This is a genomic window from Nocardiopsis sp. NPDC101807, from assembly GCF_044766605.1.
Taxonomy (GTDB): Bacteria; Actinomycetota; Actinomycetes; order Streptosporangiales; family Streptosporangiaceae; genus Nocardiopsis; species Nocardiopsis tropica.
The window spans coordinates 588,764-603,647 of the sequence record NZ_JBIWMK010000004.1 but is presented as its reverse complement, the minus strand read 5'-3'; the positions used below and the strand labels follow the sequence as shown (position 1 = coordinate 603,647).

Genomic DNA, 14,884 nt, shown 5'->3' with positions numbered 1-14,884 from the left:
CCGCCGCGACGCGCCTCCCGCACCGCCGGGCCGGCGGACCGGGCAGCGGGTCAGCCGGTCCCGGCCCTCTCCGTCCGGGCCACCGCCTCCGCGCGGGCGGCGATGTTGGCGGCCATCGACCCGAACACGACCCCGTGGAACGGCGTCACGGCCTTCCAGTACAGGTGGCCGAGGAGCCCCCGGGGGTGGAAGAGCGCCCTCTGGTGGTAGACCGTGCGCCCCTTCACCCGCCCGACCCCCATCTCCAGCCAGGCGGGGCCGGGCAGCCGCATCTCCGCCCTCAGGCGCAGCAGGGAGCCCGGCACGACCTCCTCGACCCTCCAGAAGTCCAGCGGGTCGCCCACCCGCAGCCGGGAGGGGTCGCGCCTCCCGCGCCGGGGGCCCACCCCGCCCACGGCCAGGTCGATCCACCCCCGCGCCGCCCAGGCCAGGGGCCAGGAGTACCAGCCGTTCTCTCCGCCGATCCCCTCGATCACCCGCCACACGTCCCCGGGCCCGGCGTCGACGTACCGTGCCCGGACGTCGGTGTAGAGGCTGCCCCCGGCCCAGTCCGGGTCCGTCGGCAGCGGGTCGGACGGGGCGCTCGGCCAGGCCGCCGAGGACCACCGCGTGTCCACCCGGGACTCGTCCACCCTCCTCAGCGCGAGCCGCACGGCCTCGTCGAAGCCGATCCGGTGGTGGTCGTCCAGGTACGCCGACAGGTCGTCCTCCCCCGCGACGGCGTCGTGGCGCAGGGAGTCCACCAGCGGACGGGCGATCACGGGCGGCACGGGCGTGATCAGGCCGACCCACAGGCTGGACAGGCCCGGGGAGAGCACGGGCACGGGGATGATCACCCGGTTGGCGATGCCGGCGACCCCCGCGAAGCGCTGGATCATCCCCGCGTAGGTCAGGACCTCCGGCCCCCCGATGTCGAAGGCGCGGTCGACCCCCTCCGGCAGCTCCGCCGACTCCACGAGCAGCCTCAGCACGTCCCTCACCGCGATCGGCTGCACCCGGCTGCGCACCCACCGGGGCGTCGTCATGACCGGAAGGCGCTCGGTGAGGTGGCGCAGCATCTCGAAGGAGGCCGATCCCGAGCCGATGATCACCGCGGCGCGGAGCACCGCGGCGGGGACCGGCGACTCCAGGAAGACGTCGCCCACCTCCGTGCGCGAGGCCATGTGCGCGGACAGGTCCCCCTCCTCGGGGACGAGCCCGCCGAGGTAGACCAGACGCCGCACGCCGGCCCGCTCGGCCGCCCGGGCGAAGTTGCGGGCGCCCTCCGCGTCGGCGCTCCCGAAGTCGCGCCCTCCCCCCATCGAGTGGACCAGGTAGTAGGCCGTGTCGATGCCCTCCAACGCCTCGTCCAGACCCTCCCCGGAGACGACGTCCCCCCGCAGGACCTCGACCCCGCTCCGCCAGTCGACGTCGCGGAGCTTGTCCGGGGTGCGCACGAGGCAGCGGACGGCGTGCCCCGCCTCGAGCAGCTCGGGCACGAGCCGCCCGCCGATGTACCCGGTCGCGCCCGTGACCAGGGTCCGGTGGGAGCGCCTCATCCGGTCGCCCCGAGCGTCCCGCGGTCGCGGCGGCGGCGCTCCCGCCGTTCCTCGCGGAGCCTGCGGTACGGGTTGTCGCCGGGCAGGTGGCTGCCGACGCGGCCGTACATGCCGAAGGTCATCACCATGAGGCCGACCACGAGGCTGAAGACGACGTTGGGCATGGAGAACGCCAGGATGTTGGGTCCCGCGCTCATGAGGTACAGGTTGACCAGGCCGCTGGCCACGAAGCCGACCCCCACCACCGTGCAGACGGTCGAGGCGAACGAGCCGCCCAGGACGGCCGCGCCCAGCAGCAGCGAGCCGATCGCGATCGAGAGGAAGCTGAGCGCGCCGTTGGTCGACAGGCCCGCGATCACCTCTCCCCGGGTGTCGAACAGCGGGAGCCTGACCATCAGGCCCGCGACCCCGAAGCCGACGAGCACGAGGCCCGTGAGCCCGGCCCCGACCCTGTAGACCACGCTGAGACGGCGGTCCGCAGGACGTGTCGTGTCCAGATCCATGGTGCTGCCCCTTTCGGTGTCCTCCCAGCTAGAGTCATGCGTGAGTGGCGCACACCACAAGTCGCGTCGCTTTCGCAACGCTTGGGGCGCCATGTCCGACGCACTCACCCCCGGGGCGACCGCCCGCCTTCTCGGGGTCGCCCCCTCCACCCTGCGCAGCTGGGACCGCAGATACGGGATCGGCCCCCGGGAGCGCAGCCCGGGCGGCCACCGGCGCTACGCCCCCGCCGACGTGGCCCGGCTCCGGGAGCTGTGCCGCCTGGTCGGCGAGGGGGTCCCCCCGGCCTCGGCCGCCCGCCTGGCGCTCGCCCCGGCCCCTCCCGTGCCCGCCCCGCGGAGCGCCGGACCGCCGCGCGCCGGCGCCGGCCGGGAGGGGGACGAAGGAGCAGGCGCCCCGGTGGGCCGCCCGGCCTGGCGCCCGGGAGGGGACACCCTTCCGCTCGGCCCCGCCGCGCCCACCCTCCAGGGGATCGCCCGCGCCGCGATGCGTCTCGACTCCGACCTGGTCGAGGCCCTCCTGGAGGAGGCGCTGGAGCGGCACGGCGTGGTGGCGGCCTGGGAGGAGCTCGCCATGCCCCTGCTGTACGGGATGGGCCGCAAGTGGGAGGACACCCTCCGCTACGTGGAGGTCGAGCACCTGCTCTCGTGGTGCGTGTCCTCCGCCCTGCGCCGCGTCCCGCCTCCGCGGGAACGGGGCAGCGGGGACGGGGAGGCGGGGGCCGCGGCGCGCGCCCGGCCGACCGTGCTCGCCTGCGGCCCGCACGAGATGCACTGCCTCCCGGTGGAGGCGCTGGCCGCCGCGCTCCGGGAGCGGGGCGCACCCCACCGGATGCTCGGCCCGTGCACCCCGGTGGAGGCGACCGTGCGGACGGTGCGCCGCACCGGGCCCCGGGCCGTCGTGCTGTGGTGCCGCGGGGGCGGGACGGCCGACGCCGTCGCGCTCCGGAGCACGCTGCGGGCCGCGTCGGGGACCACGCAGTCCACGGCCGTGTACACGGCGGGGCCGGGATGGCGCTCCGTGGCCGCGGGCCCCGCGCCGGCCGACGGCCACCTCGACTCCCTGGCCGACGCCGTGCGGGTGCTCGCCCCGGACGGGCCCGCGCCCGGCCCCCGGGGACCGTGACGCCCCCGGGTCAGGGGCGGCGGGCCGGACCCGCGCGCAGGGAGCGCCAGACGTGTTCGGCCGTCGTCAGGGACATCGCCGCGACGGGCGTGCTCAGGCCCATGGCCAGCTCCCGGTGCAGGCGCGAGCCGCCGTCGAGGAAGGCCAGCACGTCCCCGAGGCGGTTGGCCGCGAACAGCCCGGAGAAGAACTCCGCGCCCCGGACCCGGCCGGTGTCCAGCGCCCTCAGCATGACCGCGTCCATCACCAGGTGGCGGCGCCGGTGCGGCACCGGGGGCACGGGTACCCGCCCCTCCGCGAGTGCGCGGGCCACCGCCTCCGCCTGCCGCCGCACCCCGCTGAACGTGTAGCCGGTCGACGGCCGGGTGGCGCCCCCGGCCGTGCCCACCCGGAACACGCGGTTCCCGGCCCGGGTCCGGACCGGCGCGTCGGTCATCGGGATGACCCCCTGCTCCGCCGCCGTCACCTCCGGGCCGGACAGCCCGAGCAGGTCGCAGTACCGGCCGAGCGCGCGCTCGTACTCGTCGGTCGTGAGCGGCTCCCGGCCGAACTCGGTGTACTCCACCAGGGCCTCGCGCGAGGAGAGGGGCAGCACGTAGCCGAAGGCGACCCCGTTCGCCGGCTGGGCCGGGCGCAGGTCCATCAGCACGGCCGCCCCGGGGTCGAAGACGTCCCCGGGGACGCGCACGAACCAGCCCCGGAAGTGCTGGAGCAGGTGGGTGCGTCCGCGCGGGGCGTCCCGGGGCGGCCGGGAGTCGAACACCCACTCCGCCGTGAGGGCCGCCCTCCCGCCGTCCGGCCGGTCCCCCTCGACCACCGCCTCCCCCCTCCCGTCCCGCACCCCGGTCACCAGGAGCGGGAGCTGGTCCACGTGCTCGCCCGCCGTGGAGCGCACGTGCGCGTCCACGTCGGCCGACCTGAGCATCTTGTAGACGTAGGGCGCGGCCGGGGAGGAGTGGACCTCCCCGTCCGCCCCGACCACGGACAACCGGTCCCAGCGGGCGGCCAGCAGGCCGTCCCACGGTCCCCCGTCCGGTTCCCAGAAGCACCAGGTGCGCGGCGGCGGGGTGTGCGGCCCCGGCGGCGGCTCCACGAGCGCGACACGCAGCGGACGGCCGCGCCGGTCGTTGATACCGCGGAGCCGGTGGGTCAGGGTGAGCCCAGCGGCTCCCCCGCCGATGATCGCCACGTCGTAGTCGGCCATGCCCCCAGCATGCCCCTCGGGGCCGCCGCGATCACGCGGACACCCAGCCACTCCGGGAGGGACCCTCTGGACACCACCACGCGGGCGATGAAGGACGGCCCGGTCACCGACGAGTTCGACCGCGCCGCCGGGGCCTACGACCGGCTGGTCGCCGCCAACCCCGGGTACCACGCCCACCTGCGCGTCTCGGCGCGGAGGCTGGGGCTGCCCGACCGGGGGCACGGGCTGCGCCTCCTCGACCTGGGGTGCGGCACCGGGGCCTCGACCGCGGCCCTGCTGCGCGAGGCCCCGTCCGCCCGGATCGCGGGCGTGGACGCCTCCCGGGGCATGCTGGACGCCGCCCGGGGCAAGCCCTGGCCGGACTCGGTGTCCTTCCACCGGGGGCGGGCCGAGGAGCTGACGCCCGCGTGGGCCGAGGAGCACCTGGGCGGTCCCGCCGACGCGGTCTTCGGCGCGTACCTGGTCCGCAACTGCCCCGACCCCGACGCCCTGCTGGCCGCGGCGCGCTCCCTGCTGAGGCCGGGCGGCAGGCTCGTCCTGCACGAGTACTCCGTGGCCGACTCGGCGTCCGCGCGGGCGGTGTGGACCGCGGTGTGCTGGGGGGCCGTCATCCCGGCGGGGCGGGTCCTGACCGGCCGCGCCGACCTGTTCCGCTACCTGTGGCGGAGCGTGCTGGAGTTCGACGGCCGCGGCGCCCTCCTGGAGCGCATGCGCCGCGCGGGCCTGGAGTCGGTGGCCAGCGCGCCGCTGCCGGGGTGGCAGTACGGGATCACGCACACGTTCGCGGGCAGGCGCCCCCTCGGCGAGGGGGCCGTCGATGGGCGCTGACCGCCCCGCGGACGTGCGGGACCCGCTGGCCGAGTCCGTGGCCCCCGCCCCGCCGTCCGGCCCCCGGCCGGAGGCCGCACCGGCCGTGGCGGTGGTCGGGGGCGGCATCGCCGGGCTGGCCGCGGCGTGCGCCCTGGCCGAGCGCGACGCGGACGTGGTGGTGTACGAGCGGGAGGACTCCCTGGGCGGGCGGCTGAGGGGGTGGGGGACCACGCTCCGCGACGGGACCCCCGCCACCATGACCCGGGGCTTCCACGCGTTCTTCCGCCAGTACTACAACCTGCGCGGCCTGCTGCGGCGCGCCGACCCGGGCCTGGACGGGCTGGTCCCGCTCGCCGACTACCCGCTGGTGCACCGGGACGGGCCGCGCGACCGCTTCTCGGGGCTGCCGTCCTCCCCGCCGTGGAACGCCGCGGTCCTCGCCGCGATCAGTCCGAGCTTTCCGCCGCGCGACCTGGCCCGGGTCAACGTGCCCGCCGCCCTGCAGCTGCTGGACGTCGACGTGCCGGGCGTGTACGAGCGCCTCGACCACCTGAGCGCACGGGACCTGCTCGCGGCGGTCCGCTTCCCGCCGAGGGCGCGGCACCTCGCGTTCGAGGTGTTCACACGGAGCTTCTTCGCCGACCCGGGCCGGTTGTCGGCCGCCGAGCTGGCGGTGATGTTCCACATGTACTTCCTCGGCTCGTCCGAGGGCCTGGTGTTCGACGTGCCGGGATCGCCGTTCCCGCAGGCCCTGTGGGATCCGCTGGAGCGCCGTCTGGCGAAGCTGGGCGTGCGCTTCCGGACCGGCGCCCCCGTCGAGGGGGTGCGGCCCGGCCGGGAGCGCAGGTTCGCGGTGCGGTGCGGGCCGGACGGCGGACCGGAGGAGGAGTTCGACGGGGTGGTGCTGGCGGCCGATCCCCCCGGGGTCCGCCGCCTGGTCGCGGGGTCCCCGGACCTGGGGGACGCGGGGTGGCGGGACCGGCTGGCACGCCTGGAGTCCGCTCCCCCGTTCCTGGTGTCGCGCTACTGGCTCGACCGCCCCGTGCGGCCGCACCGGCCCGCGTTCCTGGGGACGGCGGGGTACTCCGCGCTGGACAACGTGAGCGTGCTCGACCGGTACGAGGACGAGGCACGCGGATGGGCGCGGCGCACCGGCGGCTCCGTGGTGGAGCTGCACGCCTACGCCCTGCCCGAGGACGCCGACCCGGAGCGGGAGCGGGTGCGGCTGTGGGAGCAGGCGGCGGCCGTCTACCCGGAGCTGGGGGCCGCCGGGGTCGTGGACTCGCGGCACGAGCTGCGCGCGGACTGCCCGCTGTTCGCCCCCGGGAGCCACCGCGACCGCTGCGGTGTGGCCACCCCGGACCCGTTCCTCGTCCTGGCCGGGGACCACGTGCGCACGGACCTGCCCGTGGCGCTGATGGAGCGCGCGGCGACCAGCGGCCTGCTGGCGGCCAACGCCCTGCTGGGCCGCTGGGGGCGGGAGGGGCACACCGTGTGGACGGTGCCCCGGCGGGGCCGTTCGGCTCCGCTGCGCTCCCTGGCCCGGTGGGCCCGGCACGCCCGGCGCTGACCCGCCCCGGGGACGGAGCGCGGGCCCCGGACCGGCGCCGACGGCCGGGGCGGAGACCGGGGACCGGGACCGGCGACCGAGGGGCGCACACACGGGTCCGGGGCCACGGGCGTAACCGGGACCGGACCGGGGGGCGGAAACACAGACCCGGGACCGGCTGCCGGGGACTGACCGCAGGCCCGGGGCCACGGACGTGACCGGGACCGGAAACGGCGGCCCGGGACCGGGGTCCGCGCCGGAGGCCGGGACCGGGAGCGGCGGGCGCCGCAGACCCCGGGTACGGCGGAGGCGAGGGGAACCGGGGGCCGGAGGGCTCAGCCGGGCCAGCGGCCGGAGGAGCGCAGGAGGTACCGGCGCTCCGCGTAGGCGAGGTCGTCGCGCCACAGGCGGCGCGCGGCCATGCGCACGGCGGGACGCACGACCGCCCCCGCCACCTTGCGGGCCAGGGCGAACCCCACCCGGTCGGACGTCGCCACGGTGGCCTCGATGACCGCCGTGCGCGGCACCCCTCGGTCGTCGACGCCGAGCGGGGTGGCGTGGGTCTCCACCACGCTCCCCAGCCCCTCCCCCTCGATGACGCGCATGACCACGGTGCGCGGCTCGGGGCACGTGAACTCGGCGCGCACCGGCACCCCGAGGCGGCCCGCCACGCGGAACCCCACGTCGACCACCATGCGGTCCGGGTCCGGGTCGGGCCCCTCCGGCACCTCGGTCACCGTCAGACCCACGAACGAGTACGGGTGGAACCAGGAGCCGTGCCAGGGGTCCAGCCGGTTGGCCACCACGTCCTCCGGTTCGCACCGCCCCGCCAGGCTCTCCACGGCAGCGATCGAGACGGCCGCACCCGGGCGCTCGGGGACGACCGGCGCGTCGAGGGGCTCCTCGCCCCCCTCCCGGTCCAGACGCACCCACACGAGGACCCCGTCGTCGTGCACCGGATAGGGGCTCCACCCCAGAAAGCCCTCGGCCCCCAGGGAGAGGCCGTGCCAGCGGCACACCAGGTTCCCCCCGGTCACGGCGCCCCGGCAGAGCGGGGCCCCCAGGTGCGGGCACGCCCCCGGCCCGGCGTGGGCGGCGCCGTCCGGGGTGCGCCAGGCCACGAGTTCGGCGCCGGCGACGACGCGGCCGAAGGGCCGGTCGGCCCGCACCTCGCTGCTGGCGGCCAGCACGAACCAGTTGCCGGACGGCCTGGCCAGGGCCCGCTTGAGGGCCGCCCCGATGACGGCGGGCGACCCCTCCCTCCAGGTGGGCCTCTGCCCGCTCCAGGCGAGGGCGGGCATCCGGCGCAGCGGGATGCGCCGCGGTTCGGGGTCGGGAAGCGTCACGGGGTTCTCCTCCTGGTGGTGTCCGCCGCGCTCAGCCGGACCGGGGGCGCGGCACGGAGCGGGCGAGCAGGGAGCGCGCGAGGGCGGGCACGGCCGCGGCGACCTTGCGGGCGTCGGAGACCCGGTGGCGGGTGCTCCACACGTCGAAGTCGGCCGCGCTGATCTCGTCCAGGATCGCCCGGTAGAGCCGGAAGGCGGTGGCGACACACGGGCGGGAGACCGGGGAGAGCATCGCGATGCCGGGTTCGGCCTCCCGGTAGATCCCCCGGTTGACCTCGACGAGGTCGGCCACGGCGGCACGGGCGCGCCGGTCGGGCGTCCGTGCCCGTGCGCAGTGCTCCAGGAGTTCCCGGTCCACGCCGTGCGCCCCCAGGACGTCCGCGGGCAGGTAGACCCTGCCCCGTCCCAGGTCGTCCGCCACGTCGCGGAGGAAGTTGGTGAGCTGGAAGGCCTCCCCCAGCGCAGCCGCGTGCGGGGCGGCCTCCGTCCTGGGCGCCACCGTCCCCAGGACCGGCAGGACCTGGAGCCCGATGACCGCGGCCGAGCCGTACATGTACTCGCGCAGGTGTTCCAGGTCGCGGTAGCCGGTGACGTCCAGGTCCATGCGCATGGAGTCCATGAACGCGGTGAAGTAGCCGGCGGGCAGACCGTAGACCCCGACGGTGTGCGCCAGGGCGCGCAGCACGGGTTCCCGCGGCTCCCGGCCCGACAGCGCGCGCCCCAGGTCCTCGCCGACGGCGTCGAGCCGGTCCCGCAGGTCCGCGGCGGTGGCGCCGGGGGCCGGTTCGTCCACGATGTCGTCCACCCAGCGCGCGAACCCGTACAGCGCGTGCACCGCGGGCCGCCGCTCCGGCGGCAGGACCCTCGTCGCCGTGAAATAGGTGCGCCCGTGGCGTGCGTGCAGGTCGCGGCAGAGCAGGTAGTCCCCGCGCAGCCGGTCCGGTCCGATGCCGGCGGCGTCGAGTTCGGCGGTCGCGGCCCCCCTCATCGTCCCCCGCCCCCCGCCAGCACCCGCGCGGCGGCGAGCTTCCCGGAGATCAGCACGGTCGGCAGGCCCACGCCCGGTTTGGTCCCGCAGCCCGCCAGCACGGCGTTGGCGACGCCGGGGACGGTGCTGCCCGGGCGGAAGGGCCCCGTCTGCGCGAAGGTGTGCGCGAGGGAGAACGGGGTGCCGTGTGCCAGCCCCTGGCGCTCCCAGTCCGCCGGGGTGACGAGGTGCTCGGTCCGGACCGAGGCGTCCAGGCCGTCGAGGCCCCGCTCCTCCAGCGTCCGCACGAGGCTGTCCCGGTAGCGCGGACCCTCCCGGTCCCAGTCGATGTTTCCCACGGCGAGGTTCGGGGCCGGGGCGAGCACGTACAGCAGGTGCCGCCCCTCGGGCGCCAGCGCGGGGTCGGTGCGGGTGGGCTGGGTGACGAGCAGGGAGGGGTCGCTCATGGTGCGCCCCTCCCGGATGATCTCCGCGAAGGTGCTCTTCCAGGCCGCGCCGAAGGAGATGGTGTGGTGCCCCAGGACGTCCCAGGTGCGGTCGGTGCCCAGGTGCAGCACGACGGCGGAGGGCGAGTGGCGGGTCCGGACGGGGCGGCGGGGCTCGTGGCCGAGAAGGCGGTGGGCGGCCGGCAGGTCGGCGGTGAGCACGACGTGGTCGCAGGCCAGGCGGTCGCCCCCCTCGGTGATCACGGCGGTGACCCGGTCGCCGCTCCGTTCCAGCCGGGTGACGGCCTCCCCGTAGCGGACGGCGCCCCCGGCCTTCGTGAACGCCCCGGCCAGGGCGTCCCCGAGCGCGCGCATCCCTCCCCGGGGGAAGTACACCCCGGCGACGGTGTCCATGTAGGCGATGACGGCGTAGGCCGCCAGGGCGCGCTCCGGGGCCACCCCCGCGTACAGGGACTGGAAGGAGAAGATCCGCCGCAGGCGCTCGTCCCGGACGCGGCGCCCGACCGCCGGGGCCAGCCGGCCGAAGCCGCCCAGCGCCGCGAGCCGGAACAGGTCGGGCCGGACCAGGTCGAGCGGCGAGTCGCACCGCGCGTCGATGAACGAGCGCATCTCCACCCGGTACAGCCTCGTGAGCCAGTCCCGCAGCCGGAGGTAGCCCTCGGCCTCGCGCTCCCCGGCCACGCGCGCCACCTCGGCGGCCATGGCCTCGCGCTCGGTGTGCACGTCGATCGCGGAGCCGTCGGCGAAGGCCGCCCGGTAGGCGGGGCTGAGCGGCACGAGGTCGAGCCTGTCCGCGGTGCTCTCGCCGACGGCGGCGAGCGCCTCGTCGAGGAGTTCGGGCATGGTGAGCACGGTGGGGCCGGTGTCGATGCGGAACCCGTCCAGGTCGAGCCGCCCGGCGCGCCCGCCCGGGTGCGGGTCGCGCTCCACGACGACGACCTCGCGTCCCGCCCCCCGCAGGTGCAGGGCGCAGGCCAGGCCCGAGAGTCCCGCGCCGACCACGACCACGCGTCCGGAGCCCGGGGCCGGTCCGCGTCCCGGTGTCCGGGTGCGGCCGCTCATACCGGGTCCGTCCCGGTCCGGGCGGCGAGTCCGCGCAGGCCCTCCAGGACGGCGGGGTCCAGGTCGAGCCCCTCCAGCCTGTCGGCCCCCCGCGCCGCCAGCTCCCGGCACCGGCCCCGCACCAGGTCGCGGGCGCCGAGCCGGTCCAGGGCGCCGGCGACCTCGGCCGGGTCGGCGCCGGCTCCGACACGGGAGAGCAGGTCGCTCGCGGCCGCGTCCCCCCGCTCCTCGGCCAGCCGCACGCCGGCCGCGAGGAGGAGCGTGCACTTGCCCTCGCTGATGTCCTCGCCCACGGGTTTGCCCGTCCGGGCGGTGTCCCCGTACACGCCCAGGAGGTCGTCCCTGAGCTGGAAGGCGGTTCCGACGTCCCGTCCGTAGCCGCGCAGGGCGTCCACCACGGCCCCGTCCGCCCCGGCCATGGCCGCGCCGAGGTGGAGGGGGCGCTCGACGCTGTAGGACGCCGTCTTGAGCAGGTTCATGCGCAGCGCGGTCCCCTCGGAGCGGTCGCGTTCGGCCTGGGCGCGGACGTCGAGGAACTGGCCCGCCATGATCTCGGTGCGCAGGGCCCGCCAGACCGCCCGTGCCCCGGGCGGCCGGGCCAGGCCGTCCAGGGCCTCCTCGAACATGTCGTCGGCCCAGACCAGGGCCAGGTCCCCCACCAGGACGGCGAGCGCCTCGCCGTACCGCCGCGGTTCTCCGCCGTACCCGTTCTCCCCGTGCTCCGCCGCGTGGCGGGCGTGGACCGAGGGCCGGCCCCGGCGGGTGGGCGATCCGTCCATCACGTCGTCGTGGACGAGGGCGCAGGTCTGGATGAGCTCCAGCGCCCCGCACGCCTGGAGGGCGGAGCGGGCCCGCTCCCCGCGGGTCGCCCCGCCGCCGGCCGTCCACCCCCACCAGGCCAGCAGGGACCGCATCCGCTTGCCCCCTCCGAGGGTGAAGCGGACGGTCTCGCCCGCCAGGTCGCGGCCGAACCCGGCGTCGAGGTCCTCCGCCTCGTGGAGTCGCCGGTGGAGGTAGCGGCGCAGGGCTTCCTCCAACGCCGCGCGGTGCCCCCCGACCTCGGCGCCCTGGCCTTGTCCGTGGGTGTTCAGGAGCGGTTTGACGGCTTCCTCCCGGGGTCGTGCCTCCGGACTGTCCGAGTTACTCGGATTCGGTGAATCTTGGTAAACGAAACACTTCCCGGAGTGCGGCGTTCCAACCATGTCCGTCCCCGGAAACACGGCCGCCGACCGGGAGGGCCCCGGCACCGCGCCCCGTAGACTCACAGGGGAGATCGGACGAACCGATCACGCCAGCGCGAGAGAGAGACCATGGACGCCGTTCCGGCCGCACACTCCGACGGGCTCCCGGGCGCCCGCGAGGGGGATGCCGAGAGCCGGTCGCGAGGTGAACTCTACGATTCCCTCCAGAGCGACGGGCAGCGACTCGCCGTGCGGCTGATCCGCCTGCTGCACCGCATGGCGGACAACTCGGGCATGAACCCCACGGACTTCCAGTGCTACACGCTGCTGCGGGTCAGCGGTTCCATGACCCCCGGCGAGATCGCCGAGAGCCTCTGCCTGTCCACCGGCTCGGTGACCGGGGTCGTCGACCGGCTGGAGGCGCACGGGCTCGTGGAGCGCACCCGCCATCCGCAGGACCGGCGCAAGGTCGCCGTCCGGCTGACCGCCGGGGCCGAGCGCCTGGCCGGCTCCACCGCCCCCGGCATGCGCGCCGCGATGACCGCCCTGCACGCCGACTACACGCTGGAGGAGCTGACCGTGATCACGGGCTGGCTGGACCGCGTGGGCACCACCCTGGACGACCTCACCGAGGGCCGCGGGTAGCCGCTGCCCCGAGCGCCGCAAAATGACATGAGGCGACATATCACCTCACCATGCGCGATGACGCTCAAAACACCAACACTCCGTGTTCACGCGGTTCCTTTGCGCCGGTGCGCTCCGCCCCTACCATCCCACGGAAACACGTCAGTGGCCGGAGGAGCTGCAGAGACCGGCCAGTCAACGGCGCACCCGTCCCACCGGGGCCGGGAAGGAGCCACCCATCTCATCCCTACGCCAGTACATCCGACGACACACCAACCCCACCGTCTTCGGTGTGTCCGGCCTCGTCATCATCGCCTTCGTCGTCGCGGGCATCGTGGCCACCGACCCCCTCCTGTCGGCGGCGACGGCCACGCGCGACTGGATCGGCGAGAAGCTCGGCTGGATCTACGTCCTCGCGACGTCGCTCTTCCTCGTCCTGGCGATCGTCCTCATGCTGAGCCGGTTCGGCTCCGTCCGGCTCGGCCCCGACGACTCCCGGCCCGAGTTCAACACCCTGGCGTGGTTCGCCATGCTCTTCACCACCGGCATGGGCATCGGCCTGGTCTTCTGGGGGGTCTCCGAGCCGATCCACCACCTGCACTCGCCCCGTGACGCGGAGTTCGTCACCCCGGAGGGGGAGCCCCCGCCCCCCGAGGCGGCGGGCGAGGCCCTCGCGCTGAGCTACTTCCACTGGAGCTTCCACCCGTGGGCGATCTACATCGCCCTCGGCCTCTCCCTGGGCTACTTCGCCTTCCGCAAGGGCCTGCCGCTGCGCCCCGCGTCCGCCCTGTACCCGCTGCTGGGGGACCGGGCCTTCGGCTGGCCCGGCAACGTCGTCGACATCCTGGCCGTCTTCGGCACGATCTTCGGCCTGGCCACCTCCCTGGGCCTGGGCACCCTCCAGATCAACGGCGGCCTCAACCACGTCTTCGGCATCCCCTCGAACGCCCTGGTCCAGTCGGTGATCATCGTCGTGATCACGGCCATCGCCCTGCTGAGCGTGCTCTCCGGCATCGACAAGGGGATCCGCCGGCTCTCCGTCATCAACCTGTGGCTCGCGTTCGCGCTGCTCGTGATCGTCTTCCTGTTCGGGCCGAAGCTGTGGATCATCAGCATCACGACCACCGGGGCCGGGGAGTACCTCGGCAACCTCGTCCCCTGGAGCCTGGCCTTCCCCAGCCCCCTCGTGGACGAGCAGGCGGCGTCCTGGACGACGACCTGGCCCATCTTCTACTGGGGGTGGTGGATCTCCTGGGCCCCCTTCGTCGGCATCTTCCTCGCGCGCATCTCCTACGGGCGCACCATCCGCGAGTTCGTCCTGGGCGCGCTGTTCGCCCCCGTCATCGTGTCCATCCTGTGGTTCGGCGTGTTCGGCGGGTCCGGGCTCTACTACGAGCTGTTCGGCGACGGCGGGCTCAACGGGCTCGCGGAGGAGGACCGGGCCTTCCGCCTGATGGACCTGCTGCCCCTGGGAGAGGTCGTCGGACTGATCGTCTCCGTCCTCCTGATCCTCGTGGTGGCGGTCTTCTTCATCACCTCGTCCGACTCCGGCTCGCTGGTCGTGGACACCCTCACCAGCGGCGGCGACCTGCACCCGGTCAAGGCCCAGCGCGCCTTCTGGGCCATCAGCGAGGGCGCGGTCACGCTGATCCTGCTGGTCCTGGGGGGCACCAACGCGCTGTCCGCGCTCCAGGCGGCCTCGGTCGTGACGGGCCTGCCCTTCGCGGTCATCCTGCTGTTCATGGTCTGGGGTCTGCTCAAGGGACTGGCCTCCGAACCGAAACCGGGGGCGCCGAAACGGTCCCGGGCGGAGGACCGGGGCTCCCAGAGCCCCTCCCGCCCCGACTGACCCCCTCACCGCAAGCGAAGAGAGGAGGCCTCTGTGGCTCCCCGAAGGTTCAACAACCCGTTCCACGGCGTGGTGGACATGATCAGCGAGATGAACCGGATCTCCGACAGCATGTCCTCGCTGGAGAGCGGCCAGGCGGGCGACAAGGAGCGCGGCTACTCGGACGCGTGGAGCCCCCCGACCGACATCCTGGCCCGGGGGAGCGACCTCGTGCTCCGGTGCGAGATCGCCGGGGTGCACGAGGAGGACGTGTCGGTCAGCTTCAACGACGGCATCCTCAGCATCAGCGGGGAGCGCCACCGCGACGAGGACGACGTCGTCTACTACACGTCCGAGCGCTTCATGGGCACGTTCCGCCGGAGGGTCAGCCTGCCGGAGGGCGTCAAGGAGGAGGACATCGAGGCCTCCTACGCCGAGGGACTGCTGGAGATCACGGTGCGCGGCGGGGCCAACGCCCGGGGCCCCAAGCGCATCACGGTGCGCAAGAGGGCGCCGAAGCGGTCCTGAGGCGGCTTCCACGGCTCGTTCCGGGCCCGGCCTGGCGGGCTCCCGCGGCTCCGCCGGCCGGGCCCGGGCGGCCGCGGCGGGGCAGGGCCGCGCGGGCCGCCCCCCGGGAGGCGGCCCGCCGGTCGACGGCCCCGCCCGGCGGGTCCCGGCGGCG

Annotated in this window: 13 protein-coding genes; 6 read left to right on the top strand and 7 right to left on the bottom strand. The window is 75.5% G+C overall.

What is annotated here, in order from left to right:
- Nucleotides 1–50 precede the first annotated feature (50 nt).
- Nucleotides 51–1,538, bottom strand: coding sequence for an SDR family oxidoreductase (locus ACIRPH_RS15495; RefSeq protein WP_402914433.1), 1,488 nt, complete (start codon nt 1,536–1,538; stop codon nt 51–53).
- A complete protein-coding gene (locus ACIRPH_RS15490) occupies nt 1,535–2,041 on the bottom strand; it encodes a DUF4383 domain-containing protein (protein WP_402914431.1) in 507 nt (168 codons plus the stop codon). The genes ACIRPH_RS15495 and ACIRPH_RS15490 overlap by 4 nt, the downstream gene beginning before the upstream one ends.
- Nucleotides 2,042–2,132: 91 nt before the next feature.
- Here ACIRPH_RS15490 and ACIRPH_RS15485 point away from each other — a divergent pair, with 91 nt between their 5' ends.
- The gene (locus ACIRPH_RS15485) at nt 2,133–3,164 is read left to right on the top strand and encodes a MerR family transcriptional regulator (protein ID WP_402914429.1); all 1,032 of its coding nucleotides are present in this window, start codon (nt 2,133–2,135) and stop codon (nt 3,162–3,164) included.
- 10 nt (nt 3,165–3,174) lie between these two features.
- Here the strand turns inward: ACIRPH_RS15485 and ACIRPH_RS15480 are convergent, their stop codons facing one another.
- Nucleotides 3,175–4,368, bottom strand: a complete 1,194-nt coding sequence (locus ACIRPH_RS15480; RefSeq protein WP_402914427.1) for a lycopene cyclase family protein — start codon at nt 4,366–4,368, stop codon at nt 3,175–3,177.
- 87 nt (nt 4,369–4,455) lie between these two features.
- Here ACIRPH_RS15480 and ACIRPH_RS15475 point away from each other — a divergent pair, with 87 nt between their 5' ends.
- Both ACIRPH_RS15475 and ACIRPH_RS15470 read left to right on the top strand, forming a co-directional pair.
- On the top strand, nt 4,456–5,196 hold the full coding sequence (locus ACIRPH_RS15475; protein ID WP_402914827.1) for a class I SAM-dependent methyltransferase: 741 nt from the start codon (nt 4,456–4,458) through the stop codon (nt 5,194–5,196).
- The gene (locus ACIRPH_RS15470; RefSeq protein ID WP_402914425.1) at nt 5,186–6,748 is read left to right on the top strand and encodes an FAD-dependent oxidoreductase; all 1,563 of its coding nucleotides are present in this window, start codon (nt 5,186–5,188) and stop codon (nt 6,746–6,748) included. The genes ACIRPH_RS15475 and ACIRPH_RS15470 overlap by 11 nt, the downstream gene beginning before the upstream one ends.
- A gap of 314 nt (nt 6,749–7,062) precedes the next feature.
- Here ACIRPH_RS15470 and ACIRPH_RS15465 read toward each other — a convergent pair whose 3' ends face one another.
- The 4 genes from ACIRPH_RS15465 to ACIRPH_RS15450 are packed head-to-tail and all read right to left on the bottom strand — an operon-like array spanning nt 7,063 to nt 11,660.
- Nucleotides 7,063–8,073, bottom strand: coding sequence for a DUF5914 domain-containing protein (locus ACIRPH_RS15465; protein ID WP_402914423.1), 1,011 nt, complete (start codon nt 8,071–8,073; stop codon nt 7,063–7,065).
- 31 nt (nt 8,074–8,104) lie between these two features.
- Nucleotides 8,105–9,061: a phytoene/squalene synthase family protein gene (locus ACIRPH_RS15460; RefSeq protein WP_402914421.1), complete on the bottom strand. Its 957-nt coding sequence runs from the start codon at nt 9,059–9,061 to the stop codon at nt 8,105–8,107.
- Nucleotides 9,058–10,569: a phytoene desaturase family protein gene (gene crtI / locus ACIRPH_RS15455; protein ID WP_402914419.1), complete on the bottom strand. Its 1,512-nt coding sequence runs from the start codon at nt 10,567–10,569 to the stop codon at nt 9,058–9,060. The genes ACIRPH_RS15460 and crtI overlap by 4 nt, the downstream gene beginning before the upstream one ends.
- Nucleotides 10,566–11,660, bottom strand: coding sequence for a polyprenyl synthetase family protein (locus ACIRPH_RS15450; protein ID WP_402914824.1), 1,095 nt, complete (start codon nt 11,658–11,660; stop codon nt 10,566–10,568). The genes crtI and ACIRPH_RS15450 overlap by 4 nt, the downstream gene beginning before the upstream one ends.
- Before the next feature lie 219 nt (nt 11,661–11,879).
- Here ACIRPH_RS15450 and ACIRPH_RS15445 point away from each other — a divergent pair, with 219 nt between their 5' ends.
- The 3 genes from ACIRPH_RS15445 (at nt 11,880) to ACIRPH_RS15435 (ending at nt 14,730) form a co-directional block, all read left to right on the top strand.
- Entirely contained in the window at nt 11,880–12,395 is a 516-nt protein-coding gene (locus ACIRPH_RS15445) for a MarR family winged helix-turn-helix transcriptional regulator (RefSeq protein WP_402914417.1), read from the top strand.
- Between the two features lie 271 nt (nt 12,396–12,666).
- Entirely contained in the window at nt 12,667–14,223 is a 1,557-nt protein-coding gene (locus ACIRPH_RS15440; protein ID WP_402914415.1) for a BCCT family transporter, read from the top strand.
- 33 nt (nt 14,224–14,256) lie between these two features.
- On the top strand, nt 14,257–14,730 hold the full coding sequence (locus ACIRPH_RS15435) for an Hsp20/alpha crystallin family protein (protein ID WP_402914412.1): 474 nt from the start codon (nt 14,257–14,259) through the stop codon (nt 14,728–14,730).
- The last annotated feature ends 154 nt before the right edge of the window (nt 14,731–14,884 follow it).